General features: G+C 49.2%; 18 protein-coding genes. 5 read left to right on the top strand and 13 right to left on the bottom strand.

Going from position 1 to position 18,758, the window contains the following annotated elements; translation table 11 throughout:
• Window positions 1-8: 8 nt before the first annotated feature.
• The 7 genes from VHA_RS12440 to VHA_RS12410 form a co-directional block, all read right to left on the bottom strand.
• Window positions 9-1,223, bottom strand: a complete 1,215-nt coding sequence (locus VHA_RS12440; RefSeq protein ID WP_005504819.1) for a tetratricopeptide repeat protein — start codon at window positions 1,221-1,223, stop codon at window positions 9-11.
• Window positions 1,220-1,873 (bottom strand): energy transducer TonB, encoded by a 654-nt coding sequence (locus VHA_RS12435; protein ID WP_005504817.1) that lies wholly within the window; start codon window positions 1,871-1,873, stop codon window positions 1,220-1,222. The genes VHA_RS12440 and VHA_RS12435 overlap by 4 nt, the downstream gene beginning before the upstream one ends.
• Entirely contained in the window at window positions 1,873-2,277 is a 405-nt protein-coding gene (locus VHA_RS12430; protein WP_005504815.1) for an ExbD/TolR family protein, read from the bottom strand. Before VHA_RS12430 ends, VHA_RS12435 begins: the two co-directional genes overlap by 1 nt.
• On the bottom strand, window positions 2,274-2,825 hold the full coding sequence (locus VHA_RS12425) for a MotA/TolQ/ExbB proton channel family protein (RefSeq protein ID WP_005504814.1): 552 nt from the start codon (window positions 2,823-2,825) through the stop codon (window positions 2,274-2,276). Before VHA_RS12425 ends, VHA_RS12430 begins: the two co-directional genes overlap by 4 nt.
• Window positions 2,822-4,168 (bottom strand): MotA/TolQ/ExbB proton channel family protein, encoded by a 1,347-nt coding sequence (locus VHA_RS12420; protein WP_005504811.1) that lies wholly within the window; start codon window positions 4,166-4,168, stop codon window positions 2,822-2,824. The genes VHA_RS12425 and VHA_RS12420 overlap by 4 nt, the downstream gene beginning before the upstream one ends.
• Window positions 4,165-4,935, bottom strand: a complete 771-nt coding sequence (locus VHA_RS12415; protein WP_005504810.1) for a DUF3450 domain-containing protein — start codon at window positions 4,933-4,935, stop codon at window positions 4,165-4,167. The genes VHA_RS12420 and VHA_RS12415 overlap by 4 nt, the downstream gene beginning before the upstream one ends.
• 113 nt (window positions 4,936-5,048) lie before the next feature.
• Window positions 5,049-5,417 (bottom strand): hypothetical protein, encoded by a 369-nt coding sequence (locus VHA_RS12410; protein WP_040528867.1) that lies wholly within the window; start codon window positions 5,415-5,417, stop codon window positions 5,049-5,051.
• A 421-nt stretch (window positions 5,418-5,838) separates the two neighbouring features.
• Here VHA_RS12410 and VHA_RS12405 point away from each other — a divergent pair, with 421 nt between their 5' ends.
• Entirely contained in the window at window positions 5,839-6,117 is a 279-nt protein-coding gene (locus VHA_RS12405) for a VF530 family protein (protein WP_226926511.1), read from the top strand.
• 313 nt (window positions 6,118-6,430) lie between these two features.
• The gene (locus VHA_RS12400) at window positions 6,431-6,898 is read left to right on the top strand and encodes a DUF302 domain-containing protein (protein ID WP_040528865.1); all 468 of its coding nucleotides are present in this window, start codon (window positions 6,431-6,433) and stop codon (window positions 6,896-6,898) included.
• A 76-nt stretch (window positions 6,899-6,974) separates the two neighbouring features.
• Here the strand turns inward: VHA_RS12400 and fusA are convergent, their stop codons facing one another.
• Complete coding sequence (fusA, locus tag VHA_RS12395) at window positions 6,975-9,062, bottom strand: elongation factor G (protein WP_005504794.1); 2,088 nt, start codon at window positions 9,060-9,062, stop codon at window positions 6,975-6,977.
• Window positions 9,063-9,538: 476 nt separating this feature from the next.
• Between fusA and VHA_RS12390 the strand changes: the two genes are divergently transcribed.
• Complete coding sequence (locus VHA_RS12390; protein WP_005504793.1) at window positions 9,539-10,609, top strand: acyltransferase; 1,071 nt, start codon at window positions 9,539-9,541, stop codon at window positions 10,607-10,609.
• A 25-nt stretch (window positions 10,610-10,634) separates the two neighbouring features.
• Here the strand turns inward: VHA_RS12390 and VHA_RS12385 are convergent, their stop codons facing one another.
• The 5 genes from VHA_RS12385 to VHA_RS12365 form a co-directional block, all read right to left on the bottom strand.
• Window positions 10,635-10,913, bottom strand: coding sequence for a DUF3081 family protein (locus VHA_RS12385; RefSeq protein ID WP_005504792.1), 279 nt, complete (start codon window positions 10,911-10,913; stop codon window positions 10,635-10,637).
• Between the two features lie 96 nt (window positions 10,914-11,009).
• A complete protein-coding gene (locus VHA_RS12380) occupies window positions 11,010-12,314 on the bottom strand; it encodes a GGDEF domain-containing protein (protein WP_005504791.1) in 1,305 nt (434 codons plus the stop codon).
• 10 nt (window positions 12,315-12,324) lie between these two features.
• Window positions 12,325-13,320 carry an ABC transporter substrate-binding protein gene (locus VHA_RS12375; protein ID WP_005504789.1) on the bottom strand — a complete coding sequence of 332 codons (996 nt, stop codon included), beginning with the start codon at window positions 13,318-13,320 and terminating at the stop codon, window positions 12,325-12,327.
• Between the two features lie 392 nt (window positions 13,321-13,712).
• Window positions 13,713-14,045, bottom strand: coding sequence for a hypothetical protein (locus tag VHA_RS12370; protein WP_005504786.1), 333 nt, complete (start codon window positions 14,043-14,045; stop codon window positions 13,713-13,715).
• A 217-nt stretch (window positions 14,046-14,262) separates the two neighbouring features.
• On the bottom strand, window positions 14,263-15,303 hold the full coding sequence (locus VHA_RS12365; protein ID WP_040528943.1) for a DUF3541 domain-containing protein: 1,041 nt from the start codon (window positions 15,301-15,303) through the stop codon (window positions 14,263-14,265).
• Window positions 15,304-15,629: 326 nt separating this feature from the next.
• On the opposite strand from VHA_RS12365, the gene VHA_RS12355 reads away from it, so the two are divergent.
• Together VHA_RS12355 and VHA_RS12350 are read left to right on the top strand one after the other, a co-directional pair.
• Complete coding sequence (locus VHA_RS12355; RefSeq protein WP_040528860.1) at window positions 15,630-17,312, top strand: methyl-accepting chemotaxis protein; 1,683 nt, start codon at window positions 15,630-15,632, stop codon at window positions 17,310-17,312.
• 474 nt (window positions 17,313-17,786) lie between these two features.
• Complete coding sequence (locus VHA_RS12350) at window positions 17,787-18,749, top strand: nucleoside hydrolase (protein ID WP_005504781.1); 963 nt, start codon at window positions 17,787-17,789, stop codon at window positions 18,747-18,749.
• Window positions 18,750-18,758: the final 9 nt, after the last annotated feature.

Below are 18,758 nucleotides of genomic sequence, written 5' to 3'. Positions count from 1 at the left end.
TGTGAGCATCATAAAACAGGCAAGATTTTTAGGGTCTGGCGTTTTTGGCTAAGGTACTGAATCCAAGACTCACTTTGGCTGGACGGCGTCAGTTCATGGGCACGTTTGGCATGCATCAATGCCTGATCAATTTGATCCAGCTTGTCGTAAGCAAACGTTCGTGCCAGCTCAATGTCAGCCGCTTTTTCTGGCTGTTGAACGTTTTCCAGCAGTGTCAGCGCTTTTTGGTAATATCCGTGCTGAAGCGAAAGCTGGGAGGCAGCCCAGTAGTACTTGGGCGAAAGGTGTGCCGCCTGTTCCCAGGCACCAATCGCTTTCTCCCATTCTTTCGCCTGCTGCCAGTAAGAGGCTTCCATCACCACACGGGTCACGTCCGGCTTATCGTCTGCCCGGTTGACTTCCTGCATCAGCGCAGCCGCTTTCTCTGGCACCCCCTGCTGCTGGTAAAGCTGTGCCATCATGACTTTTTCAGACGCCGTCAGCGAAATGCCATCACGGGAAGCGAGTATCAGTGTATTCAACATTTGCCGGTTGTCTTTCAGCCTTTGGTAGCTGCCGACCAGTTGAACCCACCAAGTCTTGTTGCGAGGTTCAAGAGCAATCAACTGCTTCAGTGTCTGCGCCGAGCCTTTCCAGTGCTTAAGCTGCACTTGTGCACCCAGTTTGAGCGACAGTGACGACACGGTTGCAGCCGCCCGTTTCAGGTGTTGGTCAATGCCCTTCAGCGCATCACTGTACTGCCTGTTTTGATAGTGTGCCTGCGCAATACGAAGCCAGATTTCAGCTTTATCCCTAGCTGCTACCTGTTCTTGCTGGACTAGAGGATAATAAATAGTCAAGGCATCACGGTAGCGCGACTGGATCATCAGCAAATCCGCCAACATACGCTCGGAGGAAAGCTGTTCTTTCTCTTCCAGTACCTTGCTATTTACCGCAGCATAAAGTGCATTGATGGCCTTGATGGGCTCGTCCTTTTGCCAATACACCACCCCCAGAATACGGTTTACAAACGCCTTGTCGAAATCAGTGGGTGCACCTGCATTTTCCAGCACTTCAGCCGCTTCTTGCCACTGCTCCTGTGATTGCAGCGTCAACGCTTTTTGTACTTGCCGTGCGGTTGAGGGAGAAAGCTCGCCGGCTTCCACAAAAGGAACAAACAGTACGCCAGCCAGCAAAAGAAGCAACGAACGACGGCGCAGACATTGTTGGATAGAAGGCTTCATTGTGCGAGGGTGAACTCCAGTTTGACAGTCTGCCCCGGTTGCGGCACCGGTTTACCGTCAACGAGCAGTGGTGAGTATTTCCATTTTTTCAATGCCCTTAAGGCTTCACGGTCAAACACCCGTTTTGGCGAAGCTTCCACGACTCTCATGTCTGTTGGGCGACCTTCTTCATTAATGGTAAAGCTGACAATCACGTAGCCTTCGATGCCACGTTTCAGTGCCCGGGCGGGGTAGCTCGGCTGAACACGGACCAGCGGCATTGCCGATTGATTGCCCTGGCCAAACCCAGGGGAAGGGCTCCCCACTATGGGAGCCGCAATGGCTGGCATATTAATGTTCATTCCCTCGACCTGAATATCCATGGATACATCCGGCATGGTTGCCTGGATTGAAGGGGCAGAAACCGCAGTGGTAGTCACCGCGCTCATCTGCATACTTGGCGGCGGGGGCGGCACATCCGGTTTGGGCGGGGCAACGCGATCGCGACGCTCTATCTCACTCTCCGGCTCGCTCATAAACACATCAAACGCAAACAGGGTATCTTCACCCGCCTCAGAGTTTGGAGGTGGCGTCACCATGGTTGCCATCAGGGCAAATAAGCCTAACGCAATGGCCACACCAAAAGGCAGTGCCAGCAGCATGCGCAGCATCAGGGTTTCTCCGCCGCCAGAGCAATTTTCACGATGCCAGCTCCTTTTGCTGCATCAATGACTTTGACCACAGTACCATTGTACGCATGCTCATCGGCCTGAATGACCAGTGAGGCTTCTGGCTGCTCACTCACCAAACGGGTCAGTGTGGCTTCTACCCGCTCTTCATCGACACGGGTTTTATCGATATAGATATCGTTATTTGCTGTAACTGCCACATAAATACCCACGCTCTTTTGTGCCGTCGCATTGTTTGCTGTTGGGCGGTTCACATCCACACCGGACTCCCGCACGAACGTGCTGGTAACGATGAAGAAAATAAGCATGATAAACACAATATCGAGCATGGGAGTCAGGTCGATTTGCGCATCTTCGCGTTGTTTTTGGTGACGTTGAAATCTCACGACTGACTCCTTAATGCCTGAGCCAGCGATGCCTCTCGGCGCTCGCAGGTTTTCTGCAGCCTTGCATGGGCAAATAACCCTGCCAGGGCAATGACCATACCGGCCATGGTCGGCAGCGTTGCCAGGGAAATGCCCGCTGCCATAGAGCGGGGCTCTCCCGAGCCTTGTAATGCCATGACATCAAACACCGAGATCATCCCGGTAACAGTGCCAAGCAAGCCAAGCATCGGGCAAATGGCCACCAGAGCTTTAAGGAAATTGAGGTTGCGGTAAAGTTGGGTATGGGCGTCGAAAAGCCAGCTTTCACGCATCGCACGGGCTACCCAGGACGTTTTGTCTTCCCGTGAGTACCACTTTTCAACATACTGTTTTTGCAGCGCTGGAAAGGCGGTAGTCAAAAACAGCAGGCGTTCGAAGACCAACAACCAGCTCAGTACGGCCACCAGTGCCAGCCCCCACAAAACCGGGCCACCCTGAGTCATAAAATTCTGCAGCGAATCCCACCAGTGGCCGAAACTGCCGGATTCTAGAATGATCAGTTCTGTCATGCCAGTTTCACTATCGGCGTCACGTTTTGAGTGGATTCAGACTGTTCAGCGACGAGGCTGACGCCCACTTTTTCAAGCATTCCACGCAGGGTATCAGCCTGTGTACTCAGCACATTGTGCGCAAGCAACAGTGGGATTGCTGCCACCAGCCCCATCACTGTAGTGACAAGCGCCATGGAGATGCCACCCGCCATAATGGTTGGATCGCCATTACCGTATTGGGTGATCACCTGGAAAGTTTCGATCATTCCGGTGACAGTTCCCAGCAGGCCGAGCATCGGTGCCAGAGCCGCAAGCAGCTTGAGCATGGAGAGACCTTTTTCAAAGTGCTGCTGTTCATCCATGATGGCTTCCATCAGGCGAAGTTCCAGTGTATCCAGTGAACGGTCCGGCTCATTGGCATAAACATTGAGAATACGGCCAAGCGGGTTATTGCCGGGCTGTGTTGGGGTTTTAATCTGTTTGTTGATAGCCATGCGGGCCCGGAACATCGAGATGCCACGCACCAGTGCGATCAACAATCCAACCGCCAACAATACGGCAATGATCTTTCCGACAATCCCGCCTTGCTCAAACCTGTCCATCAGTGCCGGCGTATTGGCCAGCTGTTTCAGCACGGTGCCGCGCGTGGGATCCAGCAACGCCAGCTCGCCTTTTGGCAATGCTGATAACTTCGCTGTGTTCAAACCGCCTTTTTCCACCACAGGCAATTGATTTGCTTGCTGGCGCACGCTGTCCCATTCCAAATAGCCTTGCCTATTGACCAGGCCAATATTGCCCAGACGGACAACAGTTTGGTTTGACACCACACCGTCATCGTCACGCACACTGACCGACTCGGTACGGATATCGCCACTGTTTTTCAGCTCGTTCAACATGCCCTGCCAGAATGCCGTCAATGTCGACAGTGAAGGAAGGGATTTCGCATCCGAGATCGCCTCAAGCGCGGTATCCATATCCGCTTGGTTTATGGCTGCTGGCGCATTAAAGCGCTCTGCATTGATTTCACGTCCGGCCTGACGCACTACGCCAAACACTTCACCCAGACTGCCAGCTTCCAGCCGGAGTGTCTCTTCCAGCCCGGCCAGTATTTTCTCGTTGTCACTGAACATCTGGTTCAGTTGCTCTGCTTCAGCTTCCAATGCCTGTTGCTGCGCCTTGAGCTCAGATAAACGGGCTTTCAACGCCTGTTCGGTTTGGGTGAACGTTGCTTCACGTACAATGTTGTGCTGCGTTGAATCAGATTGCGCGGCCTTGGTCTTAGACACCAAATCTGCATGTGCTGGCAATCCCGCAAATAAACATAGAGAAATCGCCAGAGTAAAAAATGACCTCATGTTCATTGTGCGACCTCCCCGTTCATTGAAATAGACAAGGGAAGTGCCATCAGTGTCGGCGGCTGTTTTTTATTGGCGACGTCATACGCCTGCTGTAATGCCTCATGCGAATGGTCTTCAATGGCTGACCACTGGTTTGTCGGCTGGTCATAGAACCAGAATTGCTCGCCGTTCAGGCTCTTGGCGACCAATGACAGTCGGCCCAGGTGGAGAATATCCACATCCCGCTCAACACCCTCGAGAGCCAGTGTTTCCTGATACGTACCCAGCTTGGCGCCATAATCCAGCTCGATTTGATACGCTTCAAGTATCCGTCGGAATTTCTCTGCATCTGCCACATCAGCCCGAGTCATCAAGGTTTTCAAGCTGTCAACGCGCGCCTGACGCTGTCCCCGCTTAATAGGAAGATCGGTTTCCACCCAGGTAGTGAGTTCATCAATCATACGATACATCAAGGGCACAATCCCCTGCCGCGTTTGGGCAATTTCCGCGAGTTGCTGTTTCAGACTTGCCTGTTCTTGCTGCTGACTCTGCACCAGAGATTGGAGGTGACTACGGTAAAGCGTAAGGTTTTCAATTTCACGCTCTAACCGCTCAATGTCAGCTTTGGTGATTTGCGATTGCTCGTCACTGGCATCAATACGCTGTTGCGATACCGCAGCGGCGGTGACCGTTTGCGTTTCTATCGTTGCGGCTTTATCCATATCTGTCGCGTGAACAAACAAAGGCAGACTTAATAAGGTAGCCATGCCATAGCGCTTAACAGCATTCATGAAATTGCGTCTCTCTGAAGCATTTGCATTGTAAAATGGAACACACTTTCGTGGTTATTGGCACAGGTAGCTGATTGTCATTAACGCTACGCATTATGCCAACACTCTGTGTATTAACTGAACGATCTGACCGTGTCATAAACAGTTTTGGTTTCTTCCCACAACGCGTGTCGCGGTATAGAAATATTAATCAGTTTGTTGACGCCTGCGACCAGAAGACTGGTTTCATCAATTGCACAGGTTTGTGGCAGTACGACGATCACTGGCAAGTCGGTCGCCACCCGCAACCGTTTTACATCCGTCAAACATGGTAAGACACCTTCACCAGCAAGGAGGATAAGATCGAAATGTGCTTGTCTCAACGCCCTTTCTGCCTGTTTAACATGCAACACCCGCGTGACGTTGCAACCGTAGTCTGAAAGGGTGCTTTTTATCCATCCGCAAGGAGAAGTCACTGTCTCGATAAGCAGTAGCTCACGCATTGACTCTAACACCAATAATGATATTGATTCTCATTACTATCTCATAACTCATGCATTGAACACAACTGTATTTATGAATGTAAATACGCCCGGGCATGTGAGCTTCCAGCTTTGAAAAAGAGCCATTACCGATTTTTGGATCCTTGTATCATATTCTCTTTCTTTATGACGTTGAAATTATTGCCATGTCCATGTTCAGAATCTGCACAATAAATCTTGATAAATCAGTAGAATATCAATGTAACCGATTGGTTGACCTTGCTGGCATCTGTGAAGACATCCGTTTTCACATCACCCTGTCAATGTGTCGCTAACTGCAACAAAGATGAAATATGAACAGGCACTTTTCGCGCCTGTTTTTCATTGAACCGCCTCCTGTATTGTGGCAAAGTCGCTGCTGTCTTCATCCAATCACTCGTTAATCATGATCCATCAACCAAACAACCCGTTACATGGCGTCAAACTAGAACAGATCATCCATGCGCTTGTGGCACATTATGGCTGGCAATCACTGGGTAACCAAATTGCGATTAACTGTTTTCGCAGTGACCCTTCGGTGAAATCCAGCCTAAAATTCCTACGAAAAACGCCTTGGGCGAGAGAAAAAGTTGAGCAGCTCTATCTCGATACGTTTTGCGAAAAGCCAAACACAGAAAAAACGGACCCGTGGGCGAGTGCCTTAAAAAAAATTCGGGACTGAAAACCTCTTTATGACCCAAACTGCCTCACTGCAAAGGTGGTTTGGGGCTTACTCCCATCCTTTCCTCCAATATGCTTCTAAGGGATTCAGCACCTAACATTTTCATCGGTTGTCGCACGAATGATTTAGTGAATTTCAGTGTCGTCTAAGACAATTTGCTAATCTTTTATGTGTCGGCATGCGGCCTCATTTCACTCAATACATTGTGGTTAATGGCGTCTTCTTGCAGGCCAATCAGGCGTGAATTTAGCAGCATCCGTTTGACCAGGCGTTGACAGTTTATCGTTCAGATAGTCGTAACAAGGATTCAACTATGAGATTGAACATCCGACTTTTCGCGCTCATTACTGCCATCATTAGCCAGCCTTCAACAGCACAGGAAGAAATAGTTCAAGTACAAAGCCAATATGATGTCCGAACCACCGCAAACCGCCTTATAGCAGCAGTAAGAGTACAGGGTTTGAATGTCATTAGCCGCACTGATCATGGTGAGAAGATGCAGGAAAAAGGCAAAGACTTTCACTTCGCCGAAATGGTGATTTTCGATTATCCCAAGCAAGGAACGCCGTTAATCTCATGCAGCCAAACAGCGAAGATTGAACTGCCACATAAAGCCCTTATCTGGGAAGATAGCGAAAGGAATGTCTGGCTGGCGTACAACAATCCCGCCGACGTGGCAGAACGCCATAGACTGGACAAGTGCGATTTCGAAATCAAGAAAGTGGAAAAGACCCTGGCGTCTTTGGCAACACTGGCCACACAGCCAACACCCCAACAGTAATGACTCATCCCAATCATTCAACAAAAAACCCCGCAGGCTCTCGCATGCGGGGTATTCTCTTTAACGTCGTTAAGAATTACTTCTTAGCGTTACGTTCTTTGACTTCTGCGATAACTTTCTCAGCAACGTTTGCTGGGCAAGGTGCGTAGTGTGAGAACTCCATAGAGAACTGACCACGACCAGAAGTCATCGTACGCAGGGTACCGATGTAACCGAACATCTCAGACAGTGGTACGTCACCCTTGATGCGAACACCTGTTACGCCTGCTTGCTGGTCTTTGATCATACCACGACGACGGTTCAGGTCACCAATTACGTCACCTACGTGATCTTCTGGCGTGAACACGTCCACTTTCATGATTGGCTCAAGAAGTTGTGGACCCGCTTTAGGCATAGATTGACGGAACGCACCTTTCGCTGCGATTTCAAATGCGATTGCTGATGAGTCAACAGCGTGGAACGCACCATCAAACAGCTCAATTTCAACATCCAGCGTTGGGAAGCCAGCCAGAACGCCGCTTTCCATCATGCCAGCGAAGCCTTTCTCGATTGCTGGCCAGAATTCCTTAGGAACGTTACCACCAACAACAGTAGAAGAGAACTTGAAGCCTGAACCTGGTTCACCTGGCTTGATGCGGTAATCGATCTTACCAAACTGACCAGAACCACCAGACTGTTTCTTGTGCGTGTAACTGTCTTCAACTGCCTGAGTAATCGTTTCACGGTAAGCAACCTGCGGAGCACCAACAGTCAGCTCAACACCGTGAGTACGCTTCAGAATGTCAACTTTGATATCCAGGTGCAGCTCACCCATACCTTTCAGGATGGTTTCGCCAGAATCTTCGTCAGTTTCCACTTGGAAAGATGGATCTTCTGCAACCATTTTACCCAGTGCAACACCCAGTTTCTCAGATGCGCCTTTGTCCTTAGGCGTAACAGCGATAGAGATTACTGGATCTGGGAAGATCATTGGTTCCAGCGTACATTCATTCTTAGGATCACACAGGGTGTGACCAGTCTGAACGTTCTTCATGCCCACAACCGCGATGATGTCACCTGCTTGTGCAGAGTCGATCTCGGTACGGTCGTTTGCGTGCATCTCAACCATACGGCCGATACGCTCAGTTTTACCGGTTGCACTGTTCAGAACAGTGTCACCTTTCTTCATCTTACCTGAGTAGATACGGATGAAGGTCAGTGCACCGAAACGGTCGTCCATGATCTTGAACGCCAGCGCGCGCAGAGGTTCGTCTGGAGAAACCGTTGCCACTTCACCTGTTGGTTCACCAGTCTCTGGATTAGTCAGAGGCTGAGGATCAACTTCAGTTGGCGCAGGCAGATAGTCAACAACGCCATCTAGAACCAGCTGCATACCTTTGTTTTTGTACGCAGAACCACAGTAGGTTGGGAAGAATGCCAGGTCGCGGGTACCCTTACGGATACAACGCTTGATGTCTTCAACAGAAGGCTCTTCACCTTCCATGTATGCCATCATCAGGTCGTCATCCTGCTCAACCGCAGTTTCGATCAGCATTTCACGGTATTCTTCAACTTTTTCTACCATGTCTGCTGGAACATCTTTGATTTCGTAGTTTTCTGGCAGACCTGAGTCATCCCAAACGTACGCTTGACGGTTCAGGATATCAACAACACCAACAAAGTCTTCTTCAATACCGATTGGCAGAGTCATTATCAATGGTGTCGCGCCCAGCACGTTCTTCACTTGCTCACAAACGCGATAGAAGTCTGCACCCATACGGTCCAGTTTGTTTACGAAGATCAGACGAGATACGCGAGATTCATCTGCGTAGCGCCAGTTGGTCTCAGACTGAGGTTCAACGCCACCAGAACCACAGAATACACCGATACCGCCGTCCAGTACTTTAAGAGAACGATAAACTTCGATCGTGAAGTCCACGTGTCCAGGGGTGTCGATGATGTTCAGGCGGTGATCCTTCCAGAAACAGGTCGTTGCTGCTGACTGGATGGTAATACCACGCTCAGCTTCCTGCTCCATGAAGTCAGTCGTTGTTGAACCGTCGTGAGTGTCGCCGATTTTGTGGATTTTACCGGTCAGCTTCAGGATACGCTCGGTAGAGGTAGTCTTACCCGCGTCAACGTGAGCAAAAATACCGATGTTTCTGTATTTAGTTAGATCTGTCATTGTTCGTCTCTATAAACAATTACTGGCTTATATCAGGGCGGGGAGTATAGCAGGCGTTGTCGCTTAAAGAAACATGTAGAACACCGTGTTATTAGATAAGTTTTCTCTAATAGCTTTTTAGACACATTTCTACACATTTTGATGCGACTTTTTCTTCACAGCTACCATCCACATCCCACGTTCAGTGTTCCTCAAAACAGTTTAATTCGACCAACCTAAGACAGTGCGGAAATCCTGGTCTTTATGCTGGTTCAGTGACACCGGATAGGATAGACCCGATCGCATGACAAAGTTTGGCTTTTATCGCCATACCCCAACGATACTTTTCTAACCAAACACTTACCGCCTAACCACATTTTCCGTTGCCACCTCCCAATTCCGAGCATTCTGCATCAAATTATGGACAATTATTCCTTATAGTCAGCGTTGTTTTTCTTCATGTACCTTTTGTTTGTCGCGTATTTTCAGGAGACGCTATGTCCGCCGCCCGTATCCCGTCCCTCGAGATGGGTCGTTTATTCGCCATCGTGGCCGTCATCATTATTCATGTCGCCCCACTCCGTGGAGACGCATACAGTGAAGGGATAAATATTCTTTCAGATGTTATCAATCAGGTCTGCCGTTTTGCCGTCCCCTTTTTCTTCGTGTTGACAGGGTATTTTGTGCAACCCAAGCTGCTCGAAAACCCAACAAAAACGTTTTTCCATTATGCTAAGCCCCTGATGACAATCTGGTTTGTATGGAGCCTTATCTACCTTGCCATGCCCTTCCGGTTTGATATCGCCATGACTGAAGGCTACCTGACAGAACGGAGCGGATACTGGGATTACCTGCTTGAAGCCCCACTCAACTCGCTGTTTGAGGGTGGATTGGTTCACCTTTGGTACATTCCCGGCTTGTTAAGTGCATTGGGCATTCTTGCCTTGTTGATTAAATATAACCAGCAAGGGCTGATGATGCCTCTCGCGTTGGGTCTTTACGTATGGGGATTAGGTGCGGGGAGCTATCAGCCAATAATGGAAGGCGAAGCGCCTATCTTTACCCGCAATGGCCCGTTTTTCAGTTTGCTGATGGTGACGACAGGCTTTGAGCTGCGTCGCCGCAACATAAAGTTTTCTAACCGGGCTGCGTGGGGAATGCTGCTGGGTGGCATGGCTTTTTGCTTGGCTGAAGGGGTTAACCTGGCACAATTTGGCGTGTGGATGGCAAGCCATGATTTCCTGCTTGGTACTCCTGTCATGGCGCTTGGCTTTTTTGCCCTGCTGCTTAACCATCCGCACTGGGGTGATTCGCCTGTTACCTTTGCCCTGAGTAAGCGTGTCCTCGGCATCTATGTTGCCCACTTCGTGCCGCTGATCCTCCTTTTCAACCTGTTTGGTGCCCTGCTCATCGAGGGACCCATCAAAGAATTCTTAATGACACCGCTGACTGTCCTGCTTTCTTTCGGGCTTGTATTACTGTTGGAAAAGATTCCATTCACCCGCCCCATAGTACAAATGACACGCAAAAAGCAAACAGGCCATTCCACTGCCAGCACCGCAGGGTAAACCACAGCCCGGTCGCCCGGGCTTTTTAATGATGGTCGCCAAACTCTTTTTTGTTGGCCACCAACGCATCAACCTTTTTCAAAAAACTGTCTTTAAGGTGTAACTGGTCGTATTTCAGGTCATAGGTGTTGTGGAAACCAACGCGCAGCTCAACGCCATTACCCTTCAGGTAAACGTTATAACCATCATAATCCGTTGACGCTTCTACGCCCTCATAGATCTTACCAAATTCGATCTCTTCGCCTTTTTCCATCACGACCGCATAAGCCGCTAGCAATTTAGCTGGATTAAGTTCGTTTTTCATGGTCCTTCCCTCTTCACTGCCAGGCTTGGCGGTAAGTGCAGAGTGAGATCCCTGCATTAGCCAGCAAGTCGCTAGTGTTGGACTTAAACGCCATCCTCAAACTTCCTGAAATATATTAAACGTCAGATCGTTGCTGTACTTTTCTTCTTTCGCTTTGTACATGGCTTCATCGGCTTTTTTCATCAGTTCATCCAGTTTCCTGCCGTGTTCAGGAAACAGTGCTACACCGACACTGAGCTTGATAGAAATAGGCTCCCCATGAAACAGGATTGGGCTATCGATAATGGCCCGGATCCGTGACACGGCTGTATCCACATTGCCGTTGTCACCCAACAGATTCAGCCAGACTATAAACTCATCACCGCCCAACCTGGCAACAAGATCCGTCGCCCGTACCACCTGTCTCAGTCTGTCAGCCACCGCATTCAACAGCAAATCTCCGGCTTCGTGGCCAAAGGTGTCATTCACCGCTTTAAAGTCATTGAGATCGATAAACAGCAATGCAGCGTGATTCCCAGATACTTCAGCCCGTGTCATCGCCAGGGTCACCTGAGATTCAAACGCCCGACGATTCAATAAGCCTGTCAGACCATCAGTATTGGCAACGCGCCTCAATTCGTCATGCTGCGCTTTCAATTGCCGGGTCTGTTCATCAACTTCCCGCTGCAATGCATCGCGCGATACCATGGTTTCGCTCAGTTTCAGCTTCATGTCGGAAAGCTCTCCGGCAATGATTTGCAGTTCATCGTCATATTTGGCTTTCACCTCACCATCCAATGCCCCTTGCTGAACTTTTCGAATGCCGGCAATCAGCGTATTCAGTCCCCCTTTCAGGCGATGCCTGAAAAGCAACATCAAAAAAACCAGACTTAAAGAAAGCAGCACCATAACCACGCCAGCCCATATGGTTAACTGCGCCTGTATTTTGTTTACATGCGCCTGAACCCGCTGGTGCAAAACCAAAACCTCCTCAGACATCGAGAGCAGGATCATATTCAGGCGGGAAGCGATCAGACGATCGCTTGGATCTGATGATGGAGGTTCAGTTTGCGAAAGATTGTTCTCCGCCAACACCAGTAAGCGGTCAACGGCTTTTTGCATGTGGCGTAAATTAGGCACAGCACCTTGTGATACGTCCGAAAGCGTGTTTTCTTCCAGTGTATTACGAAGTTGCCGGCTGGCCTGTCGGCCTTCGGTCAGCGAGGTTTCATCACCTTGTTGCTGCAACAGCCATAGCCGGCTGCGTAAAACATCAATAGAGGTTTGCACGTTCATAATGCTATTCAATTGGCTCCTGGCTTCATTCTGGGCGCGGCTTTGATAAACCTGCAGCACCAAAATCGTGGCAGAAAGCACAAGGCTGGAGATAACCAGAACAGAGAGAAGTCGGTTTAATGTCATTCTGAAGCCCTTACGGTGAAGACTGAAGCAACGACGCCGAAGGAAGCAGCGGCGAATGAACAAACAACCCCCGGTAATCGGGCATCACATCCTTTGACACTTTGCCGGACGCAATGGCCCAGTTAGCCTGCATACTCAGGCTCAGGTACATTGCATCACTGAGAGAGAGCCTGAATGTATAATCAGGCCAGAGCGCCGTGAGTTGCTCGTTAGGCAAGTTGAGGAAGTCAGCCACAATCTCTCGGGCCCGTTCAGGTTCACGGTGTATAAATTGATTAGCCAAATCTAGGGCATCAACAAGGTTATCTATCGTTTTGCTGGGGATTGTTATGTTCCCCTGATCATCGTTACGGTGAACCAGCAAAAAATGCAGGTTGTTGATTCCTTGAGTATCGAAGTGAAACACACGTCCAGGATAATCACGGGATAAGGTATAACCGTAAGGCTCCCAAACTGAGATATAGTCAACCTTCTGGTTGAACAAGGCATCACCCAATTGTTGGGGCTGATACGACACCTTCTCAACATATTGAGTATCGAGTCCCTCCATTTTCAAGTACGCATCCACAAAAAACTCACTCGCGCTGCTTTCTACAACACCAACCCGGCTGTTTTCAACGGCGGAAAGGGGGAGGGATTGTCGCTGTACCAACGACATGATTTTGATGTCATTATCCGATTCAGCAAAACTTGCAAGCACCCCGAAGTCCTCTCTTTCAAACCGGGAAAACATCGCGACTGAATCTGACGTTGTCGCCAAATCAGCATCTCCCCGTAGCAGCATATTCATGCAGTTCACCCCACCATGGGCCAGGATAAGTTTAATGTTCAACCCTTGACCGACAAAGTAACCTTTTTCCTGGGCGATAATGAGAGGAGCAGATAATGGTGTGTTAGATGTCGCGATACGCAACGCTGGAGACGGGGCAGCCATTTTTCCTGTCTCCAATGAAACAATACCCACAACTAGCAGTGCAATAGCAATAAAAGCAACTGTTAATTTCATCAACAATTTGTCCCTCTTTTTAGACAAGTATAGATTGCTTTCAAAAACTGGCAGGCTCAATACTGCGTCACATTTACAGAGTGGCCTTCACAGAGGGGGTTACGCAATACAATGCAGGGACTCGCTCAGGTCATCCATTTCCACAGGAACGCCATAAAGGCCTGTGACATCGTTTTGGAAAAGAAAGTGACTGGGATAAGAGGGGAGGTATCTTCTCTCATGACATAAAAACCGGGCAACCTGCAGCCCTCGCAGAATTGACGAGTATCACGGCTCTCATGTTCTCCCTCTTACTGCACAATCAAGCCTGCAAAGCAGGCCAAAATAAGAGACTCACAATGGCAGTAGAACACTGTCGGTATTACTCATCAAACAACCTGAATCCTGCATCTTCAGGTTGTTTTGGGTATATTCAGCGTCCGGATCACGGATGCATGACCATCGATAGGAAAGGGGTCGACACACTTGTCAGTATCAGCGTAGATATCGCCAACCTCTTTCCAGTACGTACCACAGAGAGAAACCATGTAATAGCGATCATTTTTAATGTCAGCAATCAGTCCGCGGCTGAAATTTATCAGTTCGCAGTGAACATCGTGAATAAATTCGCTTCGCAGTGCTTGTCTGCCGGTTATCTCAGTAATGTCACGCCTCGTGAGCCAAATGTTCGAATGTGTGTCAAAGCGATCCATTAACCAGGCCGCAAACTCTTTGGCACTTTTCATGACGTCCTCCTTTCCAACAGGATTGAAGCCCAAAGCCTATGGCATAACTAAAGGATAATTTGCTCCCCATCACGACATGTACCATTCATGCAACATCACCTATAAAGATTCACGACAACTACGTAAGATATTGATTTATCTGTTGAGTCTCTCTCCCACACATCCCCGAAGACTCATCGGCATCCTGACCCTTTGGCTATTTTTCATCTACAGTTTATTACTCGGCTTCCAGCCCCCAAGGCAAGTTGGAAACCACACCGCTTTCCTGCCCTACCATCGGCACTGCATTGGCCCCTTTCCAGTCCAGCAACATGATAGCGAGCACATTACGGTGTTCACCTTTTGCCAGATCGGTACTGCCAGAGACCGACGGCACCATGCCTTTTTCACGGTCAATCACTTGCTGGATGATTGCCTGGCTTCTCGCTACCACAGGATCATCATCCAATCCGGCTAACAGAAAAGTAATGCCAATTTCCGCTATCACATCTTCTTTGGAACGTGCCGCAATAGTCTCGAAGTTGTCGCGGAAATAGTCATAAATCCACTGGAAGTCTGTCTCTTTGACGGGCTTTCTGTAGTATTCCGAGGCTGCCAGAATGATATGCGTCATTCCATACAGTTTATTGTTGTACTGCTGAGTAGACAGCAATGCATCTTTGCTGTCCGGATACGTGGCTTTGAACGCCTTTTCGAATGCCGCGGTATGATCTTTCTCGCCCAGTTGTTTGAGCCAGTAAACCTGATTGGCCAGCTGCGCCGCCCACGCACGGATCATTTGGGGATCCGTAACATAAGATTCAAAATCATACCAACTGAGGATTTCACGGAGCTTTTCATCTTTGACGTGCTCCACGCCATACTCGTTAGCGCGCGCCATGCTGCTGATAAGCCCGGCACCCAGCACCAGATATTCTTCCCGTCCGAGGGCAGCTGCATGACGAAGCGCATCTCGTTCTGAATCGCCGGAACCATAAAACCTGAGCCGCGCTTTTCCCATCTCAAGCACATCCTCTGGCGTTTCAATCTTTTCTGCATATTCATTCAACCGACTGGCTACACGGGCCAAGTCAGTCCAAACAGCGGCTTTGTATTTTTCATCCTGCGTTTGGCGATACATACGAAGGCCATAGTGTCCCAGCTGGTAAGCAGAAAGTTCGGCAAGATTGTTGTCATAGGTATGTTTGATCACCGCAGCATCTTGCTTTTCCGTCACAGGTATTGCACATGCCCCCAGTAACAAGGCGACACTTAGCATACCAACCACAACATTAACTCTTTGTTTGTTCAATTGATCTTCTCTTTTATCTTGCCATGTGCATCCTTCTTTGCCGGAAAACACAGGTTAATACGTCTGTGATACTTATATCCCCCTAGATACACTAATGCCCTTGCGTCATTAAACAACCAAGACACTGCAAAGTTTCCTGACATGACGGGGCTGTTGATGTGACCAATACGGCAGATCTCATAAGCCTTGGCATAACAATTCCAACACATTGATCTAGGTCAATTTACTTTAAGACTCCGTTCCCAGTCAGTTTCTATACTGGTTGCATATCAGACTGTTCAAGGGACGCCACCATGACAATAAAAAGGAATGAGACTGGGTTTTTAGCCCGCTTTTACTCTGTCACCTACCAATTAAAAACGATCGTCGTACTGGTTGCACTGACACTTTGTTTTATCGGCTATAAGGGCATATCCGGTATGAATTCAGCCGCAGACTCGCTGAATGATCTGTATTCTCAGGGCATGCAGCACGCCATTCGTGCCGGCAATATCCTGGATAAATTAGGCGATGCGCGTAGCCATTTACTGCTTGCCATGCAGCACGATCCTGCCACGAAGTTTGCAACTCTCCACAATCACCCCATTGACTTTCACTATGCACAAGTCAATGAGTCATTGGATCGTCTGCACTACATTGTTGATAAAGAAATTCTATCTTCTGAACTGAGCGATGTGGAACGCCGGGAAGTGGGCCGAATGGTCGAGGTATTGGACAACATTACAAACAAAGGCTTTACTCCCGCAGTCAATGCGCTGAAAGCCCGTCAGTTTGAGGCCGCCAACCTTATCTTGCTCAATACGATTAACCCACTTTTTAGTGATATATCCACCGAAGCAGAAGCATTCCTCAAGTTGCAAATCCAAGATGGGCGGGAAAGTCACCAAGCAGCGCTGTCCACTGTCAACCACTTCCTCTGGGTTGTCAGCAGCACTATCGTCTTGTCTCTTATCGCGCTTGGCGTGCTGTTCTCTAAAATCATCCTCCGCATGAACAAAGCGATCTCAGAGCTGGAATCAACCTCTGTATCAATCACCCGGGGAGACCTGACCCGACGGGTTGAGCTCGATGGTAAGGATGAATTCGCCCGTATTGCCGAATATGTGAACCGATTGGTACACAACTTCCAGACGGTGGTGAAGGCCACCCTGGATTCCACAGGGCAAATTGCCAGCTCTGCGTCAGAAAGTGCCGTTGTCACCAACCAGACGCAGAAAAACGTGCTGGACCAACAGGCGCAAACCCAAATGATTGCCGCAGCCATTCACCAGTTCACTGCCACCGTGCATGAAGTGGCCAATAACACCGCTTCTGCGGCCACTGCATCACAACAAGCGGATGCTGCTGCATCAGAAGGACAACAGGTTGTGCTCAAGAGCATCGAAATGATTGAGCACTTGTCACAGGATCTCGATATCACCGTGAACTCGATGCTGGCACTGCAAAAACACACCGAAGCCATCGGCAGTGTGGTAGACACTATTCAGGACATCTCAGAGCAAACCAACCTGCTAGCACTAAACGCGGCGATTGAAGCGGCGCGTGCTGGCGACCAAGGCCGCGGTTTTGCTGTCGTGGCTGACGAAGTACGCTCACTGGCACAACGTACCCAATCCTCTACCATCGAAATACAACGTACAATCCAGCAGCTTCAGGATGGCAGCCGGGATGCAATGTCACGGATGGAGAAAGGAAATGAACAAGCGCAGGAAACAGTGAAAATGGCCCAGGAAGCAGGCGAAGCGCTGACCCGAATATTACAGAGCGTGGATGAAATCAGCGCCATGAATACCCAAATTGCAACAGCAGCTGAACAACAAAGTTCCGTCACGGAAGAGATCAATAAGAACATCACTGTCATTAGCAGTATCTCAGATCAAACGGCGACAGGTGCAGAGCAGAGTCGGCTCGCGGCAACATCATTGCAGGCATTGTCCGACGACATGAAATCGCAAATCCAAAAATACACGGTATGAGCGATAAGACAGGAAAAAGAAACCACCCGCACTGAACCTGTATTCGTAGGGAGAAAGTGTTCAGGCGGGTGTTCGCCAACTTTCGACGAAACCTCCTTTACGCAACTGGGCAGTACCGCCATGGCAAAGGAGTTATCAGCAAACAAAAGGCAGTGGATAGCTGATAGTTAAAAAACACCCAACGCATAGTGCTATTGAGATGCGCATTATTTATGACACAAAAAAAGTGTGATCGGCAAGATCTCGTTTTTTTGTGCGGCACACTTCTAACTCGCCCTCGCCTTTTTCCAGCGTTCTGCGACCTGCCCCCCTGAAATAGGTGCCTGAGCCTGCATCACACAGTTTGAATGGATATGAGACAAACAGTGTGACACGTAGTGGATTACAGTCAGGCAAATAACGAAGCGCTCACTCCTAAATGAGTCAGTACTTATAATTGAGCCCCAACGCTGCTCAAGACTGAAAAATTGAACGATGACAAAAAAGATAATTCTCGATACCGACCCAGGGATTGATGATGCAATGGCTATCCTGTTTGCCGAGGCCAGCCCTGAGATTGATTTAGTTGGCCTGACGACGGTTTACGGAAACGCCGACATCGACACCAGCACCCGCAATGCCCTGTATCTAAAACAACGTTTTGGCTTTCAGTGCGATGTCGCCAAAGGGGCCGACAAACCACTGAAACGGCCACCCGTAGGCGCCAGCGCTGCTGTACATGGTGAAAATGGCTTTGGTGATGTTGTCATTGATGCACCGACCATTACCACCGATCCCCGTCCCGCTTATCAATACATCATCGACACAGTAAAAGCATCACCGGGTGACATCACTCTAGTTGCTGTTGGCCCCCTCACCAACCTGGCCCTGGCACTGGAACATGCACCGGAAATTACCGGGCTGGTGAAAGAAGTGGTGATCATGGGTGGGGCGTTTGGTACCCATGAGCATACCGGCAACGTGACCCCGTATGCCGAAGCCAATATTCATGATGACCCACACGCAGCTGATATTGTATTGACTGCTCATTGGCCCGTAACAGTGATCGGTCTGGATGTGACCGAAGAGTGCCTTTTCTCTCTCGATTACATCGATACATTGCGCGATACCTGTGGTGATGCCGGTGAATTTATCTGGAATATCAGCCGCTTTTATCTTGATTTTTATAAGCAGCGCTTAAATATAAGTGGCTGTTATGTACACGATCCTTCAGCCATTGCTTATGTGATCAATCCCAGTTTATTTGAACTGCGCAAAGGTCCGATCCGCGTTGTGTGTGAAGGACCAGCTGAAGGGCTGACCTTGCAAAAGTACCAGGATACGAAACACAAAACCGATGACTGGGCGGACTATCCACCCCAGAATGTGGCGGTGAAAGTGAATGATAAAGCGCTGTTGGATATGTACCTCGACGCCATCTCTCGCTACACCGACTGACCTGTCTGG

It is taken from the genome of Grimontia hollisae CIP 101886, assembly GCF_000176515.1.
GTDB classification, from domain to species: domain Bacteria; phylum Pseudomonadota; class Gammaproteobacteria; order Enterobacterales; family Vibrionaceae; genus Enterovibrio; species Enterovibrio hollisae.
Note: the sequence above shows the minus strand (reverse complement) of the source record. Positions and strands in the feature narration are given on the sequence as shown.